This is a genomic window from Acidovorax sp., assembly GCF_046291265.1.
Classification (GTDB): Bacteria; Pseudomonadota; Gammaproteobacteria; order Burkholderiales; family Burkholderiaceae_C; genus Acidovorax.
Genome location: NZ_JBKBTV010000010.1, coordinates 78,518 through 97,416, shown reverse-complemented (window position 1 = coordinate 97,416; position 18,899 = coordinate 78,518). Strand labels below are relative to the sequence as shown.

The following is an 18,899-nucleotide window of genomic DNA, read 5'->3' as shown; positions in this document are numbered from 1 at the left end:
CATTGATTCACAGGAGCCCACCATGAACGCCAACGACGCCATCATTGCTGCCGCAGCTTCCTCCACCACCAGCACCGACCCCCGCCACGACGCCAGCCGCGTGATCCGCGCGCCGCGCGGCAACCAGCTCACCTGCAAGAGCTGGCTCACCGAGGCCGCCTACCGCATGATCCAGAACAACCTGGACTCTGAAGTGGCCGAGCGCCCGCAGGACCTGGTGGTATACGGCGGCATCGGCCGCGCCGCGCGCAATTGGGAGTGTTATGACCAGATCCTCGCTTCGCTCAAGGACCTGAACGACGACGAAACCCTGCTCATCCAGTCCGGCAAGCCCGTGGGCGTGTTCAAGACCCACGCCAACGCGCCCCGCGTGCTGCTGGCCAACTCCAACCTTGTCCCTAAGTGGGCCAACTGGGAGCACTTCAGCGAGCTGGACCAAAAGGGCCTGTTCATGTACGGCCAGATGACCGCCGGCAGCTGGATCTACATCGGCACGCAGGGCATCGTGCAGGGCACGTACGAAACCTTTGCCGAGGCCGGCCGCAAGCACTACGGCGGCTCGCTCGAGGGCAAGTGGATACTGACCGCGGGCCTGGGCGGCATGGGCGGCGCGCAGCCACTGGCCGCCACGTTTGCGGGCGCGGTGTCGCTCAACATCGAGTGCCAGCAAAGCAGCATCGACTTTCGCCTGCGCACGCGCTACGTGGACAAGCAGGCGCGCGACATCGACCACGCGTTTGAACTGATCCAACAGCACACGGCGGCCAAGGAGGCCATCTCCATCGCGCTGCTGGGCAATGCGGCCGATGTGCTGCCTGAACTGGTGAAGCGTGCCCAGGCCGGTGGCCTGAAGCCCGACCTGGTCACCGACCAGACCTCCGCCCACGACCTCGTCAACGGCTACCTGCCCAGCGGTTGGACGGTGGATCAATGGCGCGCCGCGCAGCAGGACGTGGCGCAGCACGACGCCCTGAAAAAGGCCGCAGCCAAGTCCTGCGCCGTGCACGTGCAGGCCATGCTCGACTTCCAATCGATGGGCATCCCCACGGTGGACTACGGCAACAACATCCGCCAGGTGGCGTTCGACGAAGGCGTGAAAAACGCGTTCGACTTCCCTGGCTTCGTACCCGCCTACATCCGCCCGCTGTTCTGCGAAGGCAAGGGTCCGTTCCGCTGGGTGGCACTCTCGGGCGACCCTGAAGACATCCGCAAGACCGACGCCAAGATCAAGGAGCTGTTTCCTGAGAACAAGCACGTGCACCGCTGGCTCGACATGGCGGGCGAGCGCATCGCCTTCCAGGGCCTGCCCGCACGCATCTGCTGGCTGGGCCTGGGTGAGCGCCACATCGCGGGCCTGGCCTTCAACGAAATGGTGAAGAGCGGCGAGCTGAAGGCCCCCATCGTGATCGGCCGCGACCACCTGGACACTGGCAGCGTGGCCAGCCCCAACCGCGAAACCGAAGCCATGAAGGACGGCACCGATGCCGTCAGCGACTGGCCGCTGCTCAACGCGCTGCTCAACACCGCAGGCGGCGCCACTTGGGTCAGCCTGCACCACGGTGGCGGCGTGGGCATGGGCTACTCGCAGCACTCGGGCATGGTCATCGTGGCCGATGGCACCGATGACGCGGCTGAGCGCTTGGCGCGTGTGCTGGTCAACGACTGCGGCAGCGGCGTGATGCGCCATGCGGACGCGGGCTACGAGCTGGCCGTGGAAACCGCCAAGAAGCAGGGCCTGAAGCTGCCCATGGTGAAGTAACCGGCGCGCTTTTTGTCTTGAAGAGACCTTGTTGAGTGGAGCCCACCATGACGACGCTTCCCACCCCAGAAGCCCTGCAGCAACGGGTTGCGCAGCGCCTGACGGCAGACGACATCGCCCGCTTTGCCCGCGACGGCGCGCTGTGCATCCAGCAGCTGCTCACGCCCGATGAAGTGGCCTTGCTGCGCGATGGCATCGACGCCAACCTGGCCGCGCCCAGCCCGCGCGCCAAGGTGGCCAGCCGCCCGGACGACCCGGGCCGGTTCTTCGAGGACTTCTGCAACTGGCAGGACATCCCGCAGTTTGGCCGCTTTGTGCGCGAGACACCGCTGGCTCTGGCCGCACAGCGGCTGATGCAGTCGCGCACGGTGCGGCTGTACCACGACCACGTGTTGGTCAAGGAGCCGGGCACACGCCAGCGCACGCCATGGCACCAGGACCAGCCGTACTACAACATCGACGGCATGCAGAACGTGAGCATGTGGATTCCGGTGGACCCGGTGTCCCGCGCGGCCACGCTGGAGTTTGTGGCGGGTTCACACAAGGGCCCGTGGCTGATGCCCCGCACATTTATGGACAACCAGGCCAAGTGGTTCCCCGAAGGCAGCCTGCAGGACCTGCCCAACGTCGAGGCCGACCGCGACGCCTTCCCCATCGTGGGCTGGGAGATTGAGCCGGGCGATGTGGTGTGTTTTCACATGCTCACGCTGCATGCAGCGGGCGGGGTGGAGGGGCCCAACCGTCGGCGCGTGTTCTCTGTGCGATTCCTCGGCGATGACACCCGCCATGCGCCCCGGCCGTGGAAGACCTCGCCCGAGTTTCCGGGTCTGGCCGATGAGCTGCCCGCAGGCACTGAGATGAACCACCCGCTGTTCCCGCTGCTGGTGGACGGTGAACCGATGGCGGGCGGCCATGCTGCATGAATGCCTCGGTATGCTGGAATTTTTTGATCTGGCCGCAGCCCCCAGCGTGCCCTGGAAAAACGGTGGCGGCAGCACGCAGGAACTGGTCTGCTGGCCGCCCGGTGCGGGCATGAATGGTTTTGAGTGGCGCGTGAGCGTGGCCACCATTTCCACGCCCGGGCCGTTCTCTGCGTTCCCGGGGGTGGATCGGCAGATCATGCTGCTGGGGGGCGATGGCGTACAACTGACTGGCAAGGCCGGTGGGTGGGAGCACACGCTGGACCAGGCGGGCGTGCCCTTTGCCTTCGCGGGCGAGGAGCCGGTGGATTGCCAAATGCTGGGCGGCACCTCGACCGACTTCAACCTGATGGTGCGCCGCGGCGCCTGGCGCGGTGCGCTGCAGGTGGTGCGCCAGGCGCAGTCGCTGGACGGGATCGGCGCTGGTCTGTGCATGGTGCTGCAAGGCACGTGGCGCTGGAGCGATGGCGCGTCCACACGCACACTGGCTGCGGGGCAGGGCGTGTGGTGGGTGAACGACGAGCACCAGGATGAGCACAGCCGGGTAGAGCCGATGGGCGCTGCGTTCACCACCGGAGTCGGCGGGCAGTCCGCGACACTCGCGTGGATCGCCCTGGAGCCGACGCGTTGAGTCTGCGGGGCGCCTCTTTCGAGAAAATATGAGTCAAATTGGCCTCTAGCGCTTTATCTATAAGCGCTAGTAGCTATTATATTTATAGTAAATGAGTCAATAAAGACAATGGCTGCCAACAAGATGCGTGACGAACAACACCGGGTTTTGTCGGCCCCCAATGCGGATGGCGTGTGGACGGGCCTGCGCCCAGTGGCTGAGTTGATGGTGGCCGACGTGCCGCTGCCGCCCGATGAACGGGTGTGCGTGGCGGTGCAGGCTGGCATGGTCCGCTGGGTGGGGCCGCAAGACCGGTTGCCAAGCTCGTTGGCTGCGCTGCCGCGCTTTGAAACGCAAGGCGCGCTGGCCACGCCGGGCCTGGTGGATTGCCACACCCACCTGGTCTACGGCGGCCAGCGTGCCAACGAGTTTGCGATGCGCCTGGCCGGGGCCACGTACGAAGAGGTGGCGAAGGCCGGTGGTGGCATCGTCTCGTCGGTGCGCGCCACCCGCGAGGCGACGGAAGATGAGCTTTTCGCCCTGGCGGCGCCGCGCCTGCAAGCCCTGCTGGATGAGGGCGTGTGCGCCATCGAGATCAAGTCGGGCTACGGGCTGGCGCTGGAGCACGAGTGCAAACAACTGCGCGTGGCCCGCCGCCTGGGAGATGCTTTTGGCGTGACGGTGCGCACTACATTTTTGGGCGCCCACGCGTTGCCGCCTGAATACGCAGGTCGCAGCCAAGACTACATCGACCTGGTCTGCAACCAGATGCTGCCCGCGCTGGCCGCCGAAGGGCTGGTGGATGCGGTGGACGTGTTCTGCGAACGCATCGCCTTCACGCTGGCCGAGACCGAGCAGGTCTTCCAGGCCGCGCAAAAGCTGGGCATCCCCGTCAAGCTGCACGCCGAGCAGCTGTCGGACATGGGCGGCGCGGCCCTGGCGGCGCGCTACGGTGCGTTGTCGTGTGATCACATCGAGCACCTGTCGGCCGACGGCATTGCCGCCATGCAGGCCGCGGGCACCGTGGCGGTGCTGCTGCCCGGCGCCTACTACACGCTGCGCGACACGCACCTGCCGCCCATTGCGCAACTGCGCGCAGCGGGGGTGCCCATGGCCGTATCTACCGACCACAACCCCGGCACGTCGCCCGCGCTGAGCCTGCTGCTGATGGCCAACATGGCCTGCACGCTGTTTCGCCTGACGGTGCCCGAGGCACTGGCAGGCATCACCACCCACGCAGCGCGGGCGCTGGGGTTGCAGGATTCGCACGGGGTCATCGCATCGGGCCGGCCTGCCAACTTTGTGCTGTGGCCGGTGGCCGAGGCCGCCGAGCTGGCATACTGGTTTGGCCACAAGCCAGCGGCCACCATCGTGCGCCAGGGCCGTGTGGTGGCCGATGGCCTGGGCCTCTTTAGCGAACAAGGAGCCCACCATGGTGTTTGAGCCCAATACCGCTGGCCGCAGCCTCTTTGCGGCAGATGCCTTGTTGCCCACCGGGTGGGCGCGCAACGTGTGGGTGCAGTGGGATGGGGCAGGGCGCATTACCCACCTGACTGCCGACTGCGTGGCGCCAGCGGGTGTGCCCGTGGCGAAAGGGCCGCTGCTGCCGGGCATGCCCAACCTGCACTCGCATGCGTTTCAACGCGCGTTTGTGGGCCTCACGGAATACCGCGGAGAAAGCCAGGACAGCTTCTGGAGCTGGCGCAATCTGATGTACCGCTTTGCGTCGCGCATCACGCCCGAATCGCTGGAGGCGATTGCCACCTGGCTGTACGTGGAGATGCTGGAGGCAGGCTACACCTCGGTCTGCGAGTTTCACTACGTGCACCACGACCAGGGTGGCACACCCTATGCCGATGACGCCACCTTGTCGCTGGCGCTGCTGCGGGCGGCGCGCAATGCGGGCATTGGCATCACCTTGCTGCCGGTGCTGTACCAGACCAGCGGGTTTGGCGCCAAGCCGCCGCGCGCCGACCAGGCCCGCTTCATCCGCAACACAGACAACATGCTCTCATTATTAGAGCGCCTGGCGCCCGCTACACAAGCGCAAGGGGCTGTTTTTGGCTTGGCCCCGCACTCGCTGCGCGCCGTGCCGCCCGACAGCCTGGCGATCGCGGTGCAAGGCTTGACCGCGCTGAACCCAGAGGCGCCCATCCACATCCACATCGCCGAACAGACGCAGGAGGTGGATGACTGCATCACCTGGAGCGGCCAGCGCCCCGTGCAATGGCTACTGGACCATGCCCCCGTGGATGCCCGCTGGTGCCTGGTGCATGCCACGCACATGACCCCCGATGAGTACGCTGCTGCCGCTCGCACGGGGGCTGTGGCAGGCATCTGCCCCACCACAGAGGCTAATCTGGGCGACGGCATCTTCGACATGCTTTTGTGGCTGCAGCACGGCGGCGGCTGGGGTGTAGGTTCGGACAGCCACGCCTGCGTGAACGCGGCCGAAGAGCTGCTGATGTTGGAGTACAGCCAGCGCTTGTCGCGCCGCCAGCGCAATGTGCTGGCCAGCGCTGCGCAGGCCGAGGTGGCCACCGCCATGACTCTGCAGGCTGTGGCGGGCGGTGCGCAGGCCGCAGGGCGTGCCGTTGGCGGCATTGCGCTGGGCCAGCAGGCTGACATGGTGGTGCTGGATGCCCACCATGTGGCGCTGTGTGATTTGCCCGCGCACAGCATGCTCTCGGCCCATGTGTTTGGCAGCCACCGCACCTCGGCCATCGACAGCCTGTGGGTGGCAGGTGTCCGCCGGGTGGCTGACGGCCAGCATGTGCTGCACGACGCAGCGGCCCAGGCCTTTGTGGCCGCACGTTCAGCCACCATTGCGCCGGATTGAACTTGTCTCTGTTTTGCTTTTCTGAGCCCGCCATGACCGATACCTCTCCGCCCCCGTTTCTCTTTCACCAGGGCACCCAGCCCTTGCTGATTTCCATGCCCCACGCGGGCACCTATGTGCCACCCGCGTTGGCGGCCCGCTTTACCGAAGAAGCCCGCCACGTGCCCGACACCGACTGGCACATGGAACGCCTGTACGGGTTCGCCAAAGACCTGGGCGCCTCCATCCTGGTGGCCACCCATTCGCGCTATGTGGTGGATTTGAACCGCCCGCCCGACGGCGCCAGCCTGTACCCCGGCCAGAGCGTCACGGGCCTGTGCCCGGTCGATACCTTTGCCGACACGCCCATCTACGCCAACGGGGACGTACCCGATGACGCCGAAGTGGTTGCGCGCCGAGATGCGATCTGGGCGCCTTACCACGCGCAACTGCGCACCGAGCTGGACCGCATCCGCGCCCAGCATGGCGTGGCGGTGCTGTGGGACGCACATTCGATCCGCTCGGTGCTGCCGCGCTTTTTTGAAGGCAAGTTGCCCGACCTGAACCTGGGCACAGCCAATGGCGAAAGCTGCGACCCCGCGCTGGCGCAAGAGCTGCTGTCCATCGCCAAGCAAGCCAGCGGCTACACGGCAGTGCTCAATGGCCGCTTCAAAGGGGGGCACATCACGCGCCAATACGGCCAGCCAGGGCAGGGCGTGCACGCCATCCAGCTGGAGATGACGCAATGCAGCTACATGCAGGAAGCACTGCCGTTTGACTACCTGCCCAAGGTGGCCGCAGGGGTGCAACCGCACCTGCAGCGTATGTTGAAAGCGGCACTGGGCTTTGCTGCGGCGGCATCGGCTGCATCGACTGCTTGAGGGAGCCGCGTTGTCATGGGGTGTAATTGGCCACCATGAGCGCGCCTTCGGTGCTAGTATGAGCTTACAGTCTGTCACAGACTGCCGTGTGGGTCCGTGTTGACCCACCCTGCGGAAGGAGCCGCACTGTATGGATCCCACCGCTTATTACTACATGCCCCATTTCAAGCCCGGCGTTGCCGTGCGGTGGAATCAGCAGCGCGAAACGGTGAGCCACGTCGTCATCCGCCGCAATATGCTGATGATCTATCTGGTCGGCAATGACATCCCGGTGTACCCCGAAGCCTTGCAATTGGCCCCGACGGCCTTCCATCTGACCCGCGTGCCAGACCGGGAGTAACGCTGATCTGGGCGACGCTCCCTCAGCGTGAGGGGGCGTGGAGCAGGGGAGCGGAATTCAATTTTCTGGAGTTGACGAAGGCACACGCTGCCCCATGGCCTCGCCCAGCTGAATCGCCCGCGTGGGGGCCCATTGCGAATTGAACTGCAGCGGGCCTTGGGGGAACAACATCACCACGGTCGAGCCGAGCAAGAAGCGGCCCATTTCTTCGCCCTTTTGCAGTTGAACTTGCCCTTGGGCGTAGTCCCACTGCCGCAAGGTGCCGCTGCGTGGCGGGTTCACCTGGCCATGCCATACGGTGGCCATGCTGCCGACGATGGTGGCGCCCACCAAAACCAGTACGAACGGCCCGTCGGCGGATTCAAAAAAGCACACCACGCGCTCGTTGCGCGCAAACAGGCCGGGCACACCCCGTGCCGTGGTGGGGTTGACCGAGAACAGATCCCCGGGCACATGCACCATGCGCGTCAACTCGCCCGCGCACGGCATGTGGATGCGGTGGTAGTCGCGCGGGCTCAGGTACAACGTGGCGAAGTGGCCGTTGTCGAAACGCGCGGCTGCGGCGGCGTCACCGCCGACCAGTGTGGTGGTCGAATAGCTGTGGCCTTTGGCCTGAAAAATCTGGTCCTTCTGGATGGGGCCAAACTGGCTGATGGCCCCATCGACGGGGCAAATGAGGTCGGCGTGGGCGAGTGGCCGTGCCCCGGGTTGCAGCGCGCGAGTGAAGAAGTCGTTGAACGATGCGTAGCTGGTGATGTCAGGGTTAGCGGCCTCGGCCATGTTGACGTTGTAGCGGGCCACAAAGCGGCGGATCACCGAAGTGGTCAGACCCCCCAGCTGGGCCGAAGCAAACTTGCCCGCCAGGGTGGTCAGGGCCTGCTTGGGCATGAGGTATTGCGGCAGAACTGCCAGGCGATCAGACACGGGCGAACCCCTCAAAGACGAAAGCGGACGATTCTATCGGCGCAGCGACGCGAGCCGCCGCGGTCTCACACACCCAGGTACTGCTCCAGCAACTGCGGCTGCGCGTGCAGGGCGTCGGAGCTGCCTTCAAACACCACCTGGCCTTTGACCAGGATGATGTTGCGGTCGGTGATCTGGGTGACGTGTTTCCAGTTCTTGTCCACGATCACGCTGCTGATGCCGCTCTCCTTGATCAGGCTGCAGATGCGCCAGATCTCGCGCGCGATCAGCGGCGCCAAGCCTTCGGTGGCTTCGTCCAGGATGAGGACATCCGGGTTGGTCATCAGCGCGCGGCCAATGGTCAGCATCTGTTGCTCGCCACCGCTCAGTTGCTGGCCGCCGTGGCCCAGCCGTTCTTTCAGGCGCGGGAAGGTTTCCAGCACCCGGTCATACGTCCAGTCGCGCTGGCCCCGTGTGCCGGCGCGTGCAGCCATCTGCAGGTTTTCGACCACGCTGAGGTTGCCAAAGATGCCACGGCCTTCGGGCACATACGCAATGCCCAGCCGAGCCACCTCGTAGGGCGGTTTGCCGGTCATGTCACGGCCCGACATGGTGATGCTGCCGGAGCGCGGCTTGACCAGCCCCATCAGCGACTTGAGCAAGGTGCTTTTGCCCATGCCGTTGCGGCCCATCAGGCCGATGGTTTCGCCCTGACCGACGGTGAAGTCCACCCCGTGCAGGATGTGGCTGGCGCCGTAGAAGGTGTGGATGCCCCGGGCATCGATCCAAGGTGTGTCTTTCATCTCAGTGGTCCTCGCCCAGGTAGGCGGCTTGCACCGTGGCATCGGCACGTACCTCGGGGGGCGTGCCATGGGCAATCACTTCGCCATTGACCATCACGGTCAGGTGATCGGCCAGCGCAAACACGGCGTCCATGTCGTGCTCGACCAGCATGATGGCGTGGGCGGGCTTGAGGCGTTGCAGCAGCTCCACCATGCGTTCGGCCTCTGCCACCCCCATGCCCGCCAGGGGCTCGTCAAGCAGCAGCACCTGGGGCTCTGTCGCCAGGGTCATGGCGATCTCCAGCTGGCGCTGTTCGCCGTGGCTCATGGCGCCAGCAATGGCAGTGCGCCGATCTTTTAAGCCAGAAAGCTCGATAGCGCTTTCCAGACGGGCGTTAGTAGCTCTGTTTTTGATAGTGTTTTTGCGCGTGTCCAACCACCACCGCAACGGGTTCCAGGGTTGCTGCGCATCGCGCGACTGGGCCGCCAGGCGCACGTTTTCATGCACGGTGAGCGGCAGGAAGATGTTGGTCTTTTGGTAGCTGCGCCCCAGGCCCTGGCGCGAGATGCGTTCGGGCGCCCAGCCTGTGACGTTGGTGGTGCCCACGTGGACCTGGCCCGAGGTGGGCACCAAGTCGCCAGAGAGCAAGTTGGTCAACGTCGACTTGCCAGCGCCGTTGGGCCCGATCACGGCGTGGATGCGGCCCCGCCACAGATCCACCGACACGCCATTGACAGCAGCCAGACCACCAAACCGCTTGGTCAATTGCCGGGCCGAAAGCAGTACATCAGCCATGGGGGGTGTCCTCCTGCGCTTTGCTGGCGGTGCGTTGCCCCAGCATGCCCAGCAGCCCGCGCGGTGCAGCCACCACCACCAGCACAATGAACCCGCCCATCAGCAACTGCCAGTGTTTGGTGACGTCCTTGAACACATGGAGCAGGTATTCGAACGCGAACGCGCCCACGATGGCCCCCGCAAAGTTGCCCATACCGCCCAGGATGACCATCATGATGGCGTGTGCGCTCATGTGAAAACCCATCAGCTCCGGGTTCACGTAGCCGGTCTGCGCCCCCCACAGATAGCCTGCCAGGCCTGCGAGGGCGCCCGCCACCGTAAAGGCCGTGAGCTTGTAGCCGCGGGTGCCGAAACCCATGGCACGCATGCGGTGCTCGTTGATGCGAATGCCTGCCAGCGCACGGCCGAGGGGGCTCCACAGCAAGCGACGCAGCAACACGTAGACCAACACCACCAAGGCCAGCGTGAAGTAGTAGAAGGTTTTGCGGCCTTCCAGGTCGAACGGCATCCAGCCGAACACCGAGGCGTCGGGCCGGAAGTTGATGTACAGCCCATCCGATCCGCCGAGCACTTTGTTGTCAAAGAACAGATAGAACACCATCTGCGCGAACGCCATGGTGACCATGATGAAGTAGATGCCGTGCGTGCGAACGACGAAGAATCCGATGATCAAGGCCACCAACCCCGCCCCCGCCACGGCCAGCGGCAGTGACCACCACAGGCTCACCGGCGTATCGGCCGGTGTGAGAAAGGCCAGCGCGTAGCCTGCCACGCCAAAGTAGGCGGCGTGGCCCAGCGACACTAGGCCTGTGACGCCCTGCAGCAGGTCCAGGCTCATCGCGAAGATGGCCATGATCATCATGCGTGTGACCATCTGCACATAAAAATCGCTTCCCACCACAGGGAACAGCAGCAGCGCGGCCATTCCCAGTGCCAGGGCGAACTGCACGCTGCGCGGCAGCACTTCGATATTGGCGCGGGGTGTGCTCATGAGTTGCCGCCGGTGCGCCCCAAGGCGGCGAATGCCCCCTCGGTGGGCAACGAAGTACAGGAAGTGACGGGCATGGGGGCAGTCATTGTTTAAAGAGACCTTCAGGTTTCCAGAGCAGCACGGCGGCCATCAGCATGTACACCAGCATGCCGGACATCGATGGCAGCAGCACTTTGCCAAAGGTGTCCACCAAGCCCACCAGCAGCGCCGCAATGAGCGCGCCACGAACGGACCCGATACCACCAATCACCACCACGACAAAACACATGATCAGCACCGACGACCCCATGTTGGGGTACACGCTGGAGACTGGCGCTGCCACCATGCCCGCGACGGCGGCCAGGCCCACGCCGAGTGCAAAAACGATGGCGTGAATCAACTTGATATTCACGCCCAGCGATTCCGCCATGTCGCGGTTGAAAGCGCCAGCGCGGATCTTCATGCCCAGGCGGGTCTTGGAAATCAGCAAGTACAGGCCAATCGCCAACGCAATACAGACGGCTGAGATGAACAACCGGTACGCGGGGTAGGAGAGGTTGTCTGTGAGCGGGATGGACCATTCCAGCAGGGGGGGAATCGCGACGCCATGCACGTCGTCTCCCCACAGGATGGAGCGCAGTTCTTCAAAGATGTAGATCAGGCCGAAGGTCAGCAGCACCTGGTCGAGGTGGTCTCGGTGATAGAAATGGCGAAACAGCAGCCATTCCAGTGCCAGGCCAAACACCACGGCGATGGCGGCTCCTCCGAGAATGGCCAATGTGAGACTGCCGAAGTACGCGGACAGCGAATAGGCCAGGTAGGCACCCAGCATGTAAAAGCTGCCGTGCGCCAGGTTCACCACTCCCATGATCCCGAAGATCAGCGTCAGGCCAGCCGCCAGCATGAACAGCAGCAGGCCGTACTGCACACTGTTGAGCAGCTGGATCAGAAAGGTGGCGAAGTCCATGGAGGTCGGTTGAATGGTTTATGCGGCGCGGCGCGTGGCGAGAAGCAAGGTGCCCATCAGCGCGAACAACCCGCCGCAGACGCGGTTGAACCACCGCATGCGGGTGCCGGAACGCAGCACCGGGGCCAGGCGCGCCACACCCAGCGCGCACAGCGTGAGTACCGTGAATTCAAACGCAACGAAGGTGCTGGCCAACACGGCAAACTGCGGCGCCCAGGCGGCGGCAGGGTCGAGAAACTGCGGAAAGAACGCGGTGAAAAACAAGATTGCTTTGGGGTTGCTTCCCCCAACGATCAGTCCTTGCACAAACAGCTTGTGTGCAGGGACGGGTGCCAGCGCTTTCGCAGCTTTCCCATCTTGCTCGGGTAGCTCGTCGAACACGGTGGCACGGCTGCGAAAGGTCTTGATGCCCAGCCATATCAGGTAGGCGGCGCCTGCAGCCTTGAGCACCCAGAAAGCAGTTTCGGAGGCCGCCAGTAGTGCCCCCAGACCCAGTGCGGACAGCAGCATGGTGCCGAGCACAGCGGTCACACTGCCAGCCGCCGCTGCGAGCGCCTTGCGAGGGCATGCTGCAGGGAAGACGTCATGCACATGAGCATGGTGGGGCCCGGTGACAAAACCAGCAGGGCCACTGCGGCAAGGTAAAGCAGGTAGGTACTGAGCGACATGGGGTTGCGTAAAGAGGGATGGTTGGCCGCAGCGCGCGGACGCGCGATGGGACCGCCCGCCAAAATGGCAGACGGCTTCTCCATTGTGTCAAAACCTGCAGCATGCCAAAGGCACTCGGACGGTGCCGATGCCTGATGGCAGCCTAGCCTGCGCTACGGTGTATCAGCCCATGCGGCAACCGGCGCCACTGTCGGCCAGGGCCTTGGCGGCAATGCCAATGACCTTGTTTTCCTTGTTTTCAACCTGCCGCAGGTAAATATCCTGCACCGGGTTGTGTGACTTGCTCATCGTCCATTTGCCGCGGGGGCTGTCGATGACGGCACTTTCCAGCGCCTTGTAAAGCGCGGGCTTGGACGACATGTCGCCTTTGACCGCATTGGCGCCTTGCACCAGCAGCAAGCCAGTGTCATAGCCTTGCACCGCGTACACGTCGGGCTGGCTGCGGAACGCCTTGGCGTATTCGAGGCGGAATTGCTTGTTGCGCGGCGTGTCCAGCGAATCGCTGTAGTGCATCGTGGTGATGATGCCGTCGGCGGCAGGACCAGCGGCGTCCAGCACGCCTTCAGTGAGGAAGCCCGAGCCATACAGCGGAATCTTGTCCTTGAGGCCCGCCGCTGCGTAGTCGCGGATGAACTTTGCGGCACCGCCACCAGCGAAGAAGCAAGCGACAGCGTCGGGCTTGAGCGCCGCGATCTCGGTGAGCAGTGCCTGGAACTCGACGTTGGGGAAGGGCAGGCCCAACTCTTTCACGATGGTGCCGCCGGCGGCGGTGTAGCTTTGCTTGAAACCTTCAAAGGCTTCGTCGCCAGCGGCGTACTTCCAGGTGATCCACACGGCCTTTTTGTGGCCTTTGTCGACCATCGCCTTGCCCAGCGCTAAGGTGGGTTGGGAGTTGCTAAACGATGTGCGGAACACATTGGGGGCGCAGAGTGCGCGGGTCGCCGCGTGTACGCCCGCGTTGGGAATCAGGCTGAGCACCCCGGTGTCACGCGCCACCTTTTGGATTCCCATCTGCACACCGGAGTGCACAGTGCCAATCAGCACATCGACTTTGTCGCGCTGAACCAGCTTGCTGGCGTTTTCGACGCCTTTGCTGGGCTCTGATTCGTCATCTACCTTGAACCACTCGATCTCGCGTCCACCCAGCTTGCCACCTTGCTGGTCAATCGCCAGCCGCACCCCGTTTTCAATCGCAACGCCCAGTTGGGCAAAGGTGCCGGTGTAGGGCAGCATGAAACCTACGCGGACTTTGCCGCTTTGCGCACGCACGATGGAGGGCAGCAACAGGCCCGTGGAGGCGGCGCCTACGAGGGCGGCACTGCGGCTGATGACGAGGCGGCGTGTGGTCATGGGAAGGGACTCCTTTGTTTAGGCTTAAAGTAATTTACTCCAAGCCTCCTGTGGTGAAAACCTATGGCTTACCCGTACCGATGGCATGGGGGTGCATGTTGGACCGCATTCCTGAGTCGGTCGTATTTCGATGAACACGCCAAGAAACCAAAGCTGTGATTTGCTGAGCTTGTAGGAACCTGAAAGCATCGAATGTGAATTAAAATGCATCAATTCTTGCTTGATGCAGTATAGATCATGAATTTGATCCGTTGGTGGGCCATGCGGTGCTGACGCATAGGTAGTTTCCAGAATTTGCGGTTCAAAATGACCGGTAGATTGATCGTCACCCTGTTGATATCCAGTCAGAGGCGGTCTCAAGATACCCATGCAAAATGCTCTCTCTGGGTTAACGCGTTGTCAGCCCGCGTCTGCCTTGAGTTTTTGATTTCGCCATGCTTTTAGGGTGTTCACGCCGCTGCGCCCCTCGAATCTCCCATGCCCTTTTCATCGCCGCCTTCGTCATCGTCGTCCCCTTCAGCGTCGCTTTTTGGGAGGCTGGTGGGGTGGCTGCGGCATTTCTGGCCCGCTCCGCTGGGCATCGATGGTCGAGAGCGGCTTCGTTTTATCGCAGGCGCCGTGGTGGGGGTGCTGTTGACGGCCTTGATCAGCCGGTGGTGGGCGGGCGAGAGCGAAACTGGCCCCTGGATGGTGGCGTCGCTGGGAGCCAGCGCGGTGCTTGTTTTCGGGATGCCTTCCAGTCCGTTGGCACAACCTTGGCCTGTGCTGGGTGGCAGTACGCTGTCGGCGCTGGTGGGGGCGGGTTGCTCGGCCCTTGTGCCAGACACCACATTGGCGGGCGCCCTGGCGGTGGGGCTGGCCATCGCGCTCATGGTGCCATTGCGCTGTCTGCATCCGCCGGGCGGGGCGATGGCGCTGTATGTGGTGCTGGGTGCAGGCGATGGGTGGCGATTGGCGGCATTTCCCATTCTGTTCAACGTGCTGATACTGCTGCTGGCTGCGGTGGTCTACAACAGTCTCACTGGCCGCAGGTATCCGCATCCGCAGCGTGCGCGGGCCAGTGGCGACATCGCCGCGAGGGCGTTTACGTCCTCGGATGTGGATGCCGCGCTTTCGCATTACAACCAGGTTCTGGATGTGAGCCGGGCCGACCTGGAGGGGCTTTTGCACCTGGCGGGGCGCGCTGCTTTCCAGCGGACATTGGGGGATTTGCGCTGCGCTGACATCATGTCTAAACCCCCTTTTGCCGTGGAGGCGGGTGTCTCGCTCAAAGACGCGTGGACGCTGATGCGTGCTGAACAGATCAAGGCGCTGCCCGTGGTCGATGCGCAGCGTCTTGTCCTCGGCATCGTCACTGTTGCCGACTTCATGCGCTTGGCCAACCTTGACCTGCATGAAGGGCTGGGGCAGCGATTGCGCACGCTGGTCATGGGGCGCAGCGGTCAACCCGCAACGGTCGGCGAGATCATGTCGCACCCCGTGCAAACAGCCCATGTGGAGCAGCATGCGATGGACTTGGTTCCCTTGTTTTCGCATGGCGGGCACCACCACATACCGATTGTGGACCCTGAGGCGCGGTTGGTCGGGGTGATTACGCAGACCGATTTGGTACGCACCCTGGCAATCACCGTCCAGGGGCGTGAGGATGATGTTTCGTCTGGCACTCCCAGGGGGCAAATCGCACCTGTGGTAGCAGCCAAAGCCGGGCCATAGTTAAAAACAGGCACATCGCGGTACAATCAACAGGCTATGCACAGTGCTCAAGCCTGTCCATTGAAGCCGTCTCCCCGGCCTTCTGCCTGATCTGCGCCCCGGGTGCAGCGACTCCCACCGCCCGCAACGCACCGTGTGTCGAGCCCGACCACGCTGCATTGGCCGTGGTGGATGCCCCAGCGTTCAGGCGCTGATCATCAGATTTTTTGATTTTTGAAAAGACAAGAGAACATGGCCAAAGAAGAATTGATTGAAATGCAAGGCTCCGTGACCGAAGTGTTGCCCGACTCGCGCTTTCGCGTGACGCTCGAGAACGGTCACCAGCTGATTGCCTACACCGGCGGCAAGATGCGCAAGCATCACATCCGCATCTTGGCCGGAGACAAAGTGTCTTTGGAAATGTCTCCTTATGACCTGTCCAAGGGTCGCATTACCTTCCGCCATCTGGCAGGCCGTGGCCCTGGTCCGTCGAGTCGTTAATTGACGCTGAGTGTTCAGCCAGCCGGGCTGAATCGTTTTCGTAGTCTTTCTGTTCCCGCGGCTTGTTGGTCGCTTTAAAAAAATTTCAAAAAGTGACCATCGAGCTAAAAAACACAAATTTGACGGGTTAGAATACGAGCTGTCGGAGCGTAGCGCAGCCTGGTAGCGCATCTGCTTTGGGAGCAGAGGGTCGCGAGTTCGAATCCCGCCGCTCCGACCAATGTTTGAAGGCCTTGCAGCAAATGCTGCAGGGCCTTTTTTCTTGTCCGCATGCGATATGCGCCCGCGAGGGGCACTAGACTTTCGTACGATGCGTCTGTCGCTTCGGGCCAAACAAAACCCGATGGTCATTCTGACTGGTCCGTCAATGAGCGCCCCATCGTCCATTTCATCTCCCGTGTCGTCCTTGCCATCACGCGATGGCGTGTCCCATCGCTCCGGCCGCTATGAGTCGGTGGACACATTGCGTGGGCTGGCCATGGTGTGGATGACCGTATTCCATTTCTGCTTCGACCTTAGCCACTTTGGCTTCTGGCCTCAGAATTTTCGTGTGGATCCGTTCTGGACGATGCAGCGGACGGTCATCGTCAGTCTGTTTCTGTTTTGCGCGGGCCTGGGGCAGGCGATTGCTCTGCACCAGGGGCAAGGCTGGCACCGATTTGGTCGACGGTGGGCGCAGATTGTGGGCTGCGCCTTGCTGGTCAGCGCAGGCTCGTTCGCCATGTTTCCCCAGAGTTTTATTCACTTTGGCGTGCTGCACGGCATGGCGGTCATGCTGCTCATCGCAAGGTGCACCGTTGGTTGGGGCACCTGGCTGTGGTTGGCAGGGTTGATCGCCTTGGCTCTGCCGCCTCTGGCCCAACATCTTTTGACATCAGCCTGGGGCGACGTCGCGCCCTTGTTCAATAGCCGCGCGCTCAACTGGCTGGGGTTGGTGTCACGCAAACCCTTCACTGAAGACTACGTGCCCGTGCTGCCGTGGCTGGGTATGTTGTGGTGGGGCTTGGCGTTGGGCCAGTGGACGTTGGGCCGTCGCAACCATTGGATGTCGGTGTCCATGCCACGGTTTTTGAAACCATTGGGAATACTGGGCCGTTGGAGCCTGAGCTACTACATGCTCCACCAGCCGGTAATGATCGGACTGCTGATGTTGGTGGTCTGGGTGGTGCGCTGAGGCGCGGCTGAATAACCTGCGGGGTTGGCCGGTCCATAAAAAACGCGGCCTTGGCCGCGTTTTCCTTGTGACCTCACATCGAGGCCTTCATCAGACTGACTTATTGGATCTTCGCTTTGGCGCGCAGACCTTCCTGGAACTTCACCAGCTTTTGCTGTTGCAGTTGCTCTGCCACTTGGGGCTTGACGTCGTCCAGCTTGGGCAATTCGGCCTGCCGCACATCGTCCAGGCGGATGATGTGGTAACCAAACTGGCTTTTCACCGGGGTTTCGGTCATCTTGCCTTTTTCGAGCTTCACCATGGCTTCGGTGAATTCGCTTACGTAGTTGGCAGGGGCTGCCCAGTCCAAGTCACCACCCTTGGCACCGGAGCCTGGGTCTTTCGACTGCTTCTTGGCGATGTCTTCAAACTTGGCGCCCTTGCTAATGGAAGCGATGATGGCCTTGGCCTCGTCTTCGTTCTCCACCAGGATGTGGCTGGCCTTGTATTCCTTGCCGCCGTTGGCAGCTACAAATTTGTCGTATTCGGCTTTGATCTCGGCGTCTGTTACAGGGTTCTTCTTTTGGAAGTCAACGCGCAATTCCTGAATCAGGATGCCCTGGCGTGCCAGTTCCATTTGTGCCTTGTAGTCGGCACTAGCTTCCAGGCCGCGTTTCTGCGCCTCTTGCATCAAGATTTCGCGTGCGATGACTTCTTCTTTGATCTGGCCTTCCATTTCAGGCGTCACAGGACGGCCTGACCGCTCCAGTTGCTTCTTGAGCACTTCAGCGCGCTCTTTGGGCACGGCCTTGCCATTCACGATGGCGAGGTTCTGGGCGGAAACGGGGAGGGCCATCGTGCCCAGCACGGCGGCGGCCACGAGGCCGGACAGGAGCTGTTTCTTCATGCGAAATCCAAAAAATGAGGGGGTTGGTGCCAGCTGAGATCCGGCAAAGAAGGACATGGGGGCCGGTTCAGAGAACTTCAATGGCGAGGGCGTGGACGCCTTGGTCAATAAATTCTTGCAGCGCATCATACACAAGACGATGCCGTGCGACCCTTGACTGGCCGGTAAACAAAGGTGACGAAATGCGTACCCGGAAATGGGTGCCAAATCCAGTGCCGTTCGCGCCGACATGGCCCGCATGGGCGGCACTTTCATCCAGCACCTCCACGTGGTTGGGGTTCAGCCGAATGGTCAACGTGTCGTGCATGCGCTGTGCAAGATCGGTCATGGGCAGCTCGTTCATGCGGCAGGCTCGTCACTTTTGAGGTGTGGTGCTATGTAGATCCCCTGGGCAACCAGGAACACCAGCGGGAACGCATACCCCCAAAGCTTGAAGTCCACCCAGGCCTCGGTGCTGAAGTTCATGACGACATAGGCGTTGAGCGCGGACATGAAGGCGCAATACGCAATCCAGGCCACGTTCAGGCGCAGCCACACCGCGTCCGGAAGCTCCAGTTGGCTACCCAGAAGCATCTTGAGGAAGTTTTTCTTCATCGCCCACAGCGCCACCGCCAGCGCCACTGACATCGCGCCGTACAACACGGTTGGCTTCCACTTGATGAACCGATCGTCCTGCAGCACCAGGGTGAGCGTGCCAAATAACAGGATCAGCACCAAAGTGACTTTGTGCATCGTCTGCAGGCGCCGGTCGATGGCGTAGATGAGGCCCATCTGCACCACTGTGGCTGCCATGAGCACTGCCGTGCCCACATAGATGCCGTAAAACTTGTACGCCCCAAAGAACAGCAGGATGGGGAAGAAGTCGATCAGAATTTTCATGG

General features: G+C 62.6%; 19 protein-coding genes, 1 tRNA gene and 1 pseudogene. 11 read left to right on the top strand and 10 right to left on the bottom strand.

Features of this window, described 5'->3' with window-relative positions; translation table 11 throughout:
• Positions 1–22: 22 nt before the first annotated feature.
• The 7 genes from hutU to ACK41V_RS06135 all read left to right on the top strand — a co-directional run bounded on the left by hutU (position 23) and on the right by ACK41V_RS06135 (position 7,328).
• Complete coding sequence (hutU, locus tag ACK41V_RS06165) at positions 23–1,759, top strand: urocanate hydratase (RefSeq protein ID WP_409779298.1); 1,737 nt, start codon at positions 23–25, stop codon at positions 1,757–1,759.
• Positions 1,760–1,806: 47 nt separating this feature from the next.
• Positions 1,807–2,682, top strand: a complete 876-nt coding sequence (locus ACK41V_RS06160) for a phytanoyl-CoA dioxygenase family protein (RefSeq protein ID WP_409779295.1) — start codon at positions 1,807–1,809, stop codon at positions 2,680–2,682.
• A gap of 10 nt (positions 2,683–2,692) precedes the next feature.
• Positions 2,693–3,310: a HutD family protein gene (locus tag ACK41V_RS06155; protein WP_409779292.1), complete on the top strand. Its 618-nt coding sequence runs from the start codon at positions 2,693–2,695 to the stop codon at positions 3,308–3,310.
• A gap of 123 nt (positions 3,311–3,433) precedes the next feature.
• Positions 3,434–4,732: an imidazolonepropionase gene (gene hutI, locus ACK41V_RS06150; RefSeq protein ID WP_409779289.1), complete on the top strand. Its 1,299-nt coding sequence runs from the start codon at positions 3,434–3,436 to the stop codon at positions 4,730–4,732.
• On the top strand, positions 4,722–6,128 hold the full coding sequence (locus ACK41V_RS06145; RefSeq protein WP_409779286.1) for a formimidoylglutamate deiminase: 1,407 nt from the start codon (positions 4,722–4,724) through the stop codon (positions 6,126–6,128). The genes hutI and ACK41V_RS06145 overlap by 11 nt, the downstream gene beginning before the upstream one ends.
• 32 nt (positions 6,129–6,160) lie before the next feature.
• Positions 6,161–6,988 (top strand): N-formylglutamate deformylase, encoded by an 828-nt coding sequence (gene hutG, locus ACK41V_RS06140; protein WP_409779284.1) that lies wholly within the window; start codon positions 6,161–6,163, stop codon positions 6,986–6,988.
• A 130-nt stretch (positions 6,989–7,118) separates the two neighbouring features.
• Positions 7,119–7,328: a hypothetical protein gene (locus ACK41V_RS06135; RefSeq protein WP_409779281.1), complete on the top strand. Its 210-nt coding sequence runs from the start codon at positions 7,119–7,121 to the stop codon at positions 7,326–7,328.
• Positions 7,329–7,385: 57 nt separating this feature from the next.
• On the opposite strand, the gene asd is transcribed toward ACK41V_RS06135, so the two are convergent.
• The 7 genes and pseudogenes from asd to ACK41V_RS06100 form a co-directional block, all read right to left on the bottom strand.
• On the bottom strand, positions 7,386–8,252 hold the full coding sequence (asd, locus tag ACK41V_RS06130; protein ID WP_409779278.1) for an archaetidylserine decarboxylase: 867 nt from the start codon (positions 8,250–8,252) through the stop codon (positions 7,386–7,388).
• A 65-nt stretch (positions 8,253–8,317) separates the two neighbouring features.
• The gene (locus ACK41V_RS06125) at positions 8,318–9,034 is read right to left on the bottom strand and encodes an ABC transporter ATP-binding protein (protein ID WP_409779276.1); all 717 of its coding nucleotides are present in this window, start codon (positions 9,032–9,034) and stop codon (positions 8,318–8,320) included.
• A gap of 1 nt (position 9,035) precedes the next feature.
• Positions 9,036–9,809, bottom strand: coding sequence for an ABC transporter ATP-binding protein (locus ACK41V_RS06120; RefSeq protein WP_409779273.1), 774 nt, complete (start codon positions 9,807–9,809; stop codon positions 9,036–9,038).
• Entirely contained in the window at positions 9,802–10,800 is a 999-nt protein-coding gene (locus tag ACK41V_RS06115) for a branched-chain amino acid ABC transporter permease (RefSeq protein ID WP_409779270.1), read from the bottom strand. The genes ACK41V_RS06120 and ACK41V_RS06115 overlap by 8 nt, the downstream gene beginning before the upstream one ends.
• Before the next feature lie 82 nt (positions 10,801–10,882).
• Positions 10,883–11,746 carry a branched-chain amino acid ABC transporter permease gene (locus tag ACK41V_RS06110; protein ID WP_409779268.1) on the bottom strand — a complete coding sequence of 288 codons (864 nt, stop codon included), beginning with the start codon at positions 11,744–11,746 and terminating at the stop codon, positions 10,883–10,885.
• 18 nt (positions 11,747–11,764) lie between these two features.
• A pseudogene (locus tag ACK41V_RS06105) lies at positions 11,765–12,414 on the bottom strand (LysE family translocator).
• Positions 12,415–12,577: 163 nt separating this feature from the next.
• Positions 12,578–13,765 carry an ABC transporter substrate-binding protein gene (locus ACK41V_RS06100; protein WP_409779265.1) on the bottom strand — a complete coding sequence of 396 codons (1,188 nt, stop codon included), beginning with the start codon at positions 13,763–13,765 and terminating at the stop codon, positions 12,578–12,580.
• A gap of 477 nt (positions 13,766–14,242) precedes the next feature.
• Here ACK41V_RS06100 and ACK41V_RS06095 point away from each other — a divergent pair, with 477 nt between their 5' ends.
• From ACK41V_RS06095 to ACK41V_RS06080, 4 genes are all read left to right on the top strand, one after another.
• Positions 14,243–15,478, top strand: a complete 1,236-nt coding sequence (locus ACK41V_RS06095; RefSeq protein ID WP_409779262.1) for an HPP family protein — start codon at positions 14,243–14,245, stop codon at positions 15,476–15,478.
• A gap of 231 nt (positions 15,479–15,709) precedes the next feature.
• Positions 15,710–15,958, top strand: a complete 249-nt coding sequence (infA, locus tag ACK41V_RS06090; protein ID WP_300073985.1) for a translation initiation factor IF-1 — start codon at positions 15,710–15,712, stop codon at positions 15,956–15,958.
• A 143-nt stretch (positions 15,959–16,101) separates the two neighbouring features.
• Positions 16,102–16,178: transfer RNA gene (locus tag ACK41V_RS06085), tRNA-Pro, on the top strand.
• Positions 16,179–16,325: 147 nt separating this feature from the next.
• Positions 16,326–17,132 (top strand): DUF1624 domain-containing protein, encoded by an 807-nt coding sequence (locus ACK41V_RS06080; RefSeq protein ID WP_409779259.1) that lies wholly within the window; start codon positions 16,326–16,328, stop codon positions 17,130–17,132.
• Between the two features lie 100 nt (positions 17,133–17,232).
• Here ACK41V_RS06080 and ACK41V_RS06075 read toward each other — a convergent pair whose 3' ends face one another.
• The 3 genes from ACK41V_RS06075 to ACK41V_RS06065 form a co-directional block, all read right to left on the bottom strand.
• Positions 17,233–18,018 carry a peptidylprolyl isomerase gene (locus ACK41V_RS06075; protein WP_409779256.1) on the bottom strand — a complete coding sequence of 262 codons (786 nt, stop codon included), beginning with the start codon at positions 18,016–18,018 and terminating at the stop codon, positions 17,233–17,235.
• A gap of 67 nt (positions 18,019–18,085) precedes the next feature.
• Positions 18,086–18,346, bottom strand: coding sequence for a BolA family protein (locus tag ACK41V_RS06070; protein ID WP_409779341.1), 261 nt, complete (start codon positions 18,344–18,346; stop codon positions 18,086–18,088).
• Between the two features lie 11 nt (positions 18,347–18,357).
• Positions 18,358–18,897 (bottom strand): septation protein A, encoded by a 540-nt coding sequence (locus tag ACK41V_RS06065; protein ID WP_409779253.1) that lies wholly within the window; start codon positions 18,895–18,897, stop codon positions 18,358–18,360.
• Between the last annotated feature and the right edge of the window lie 2 nt (positions 18,898–18,899).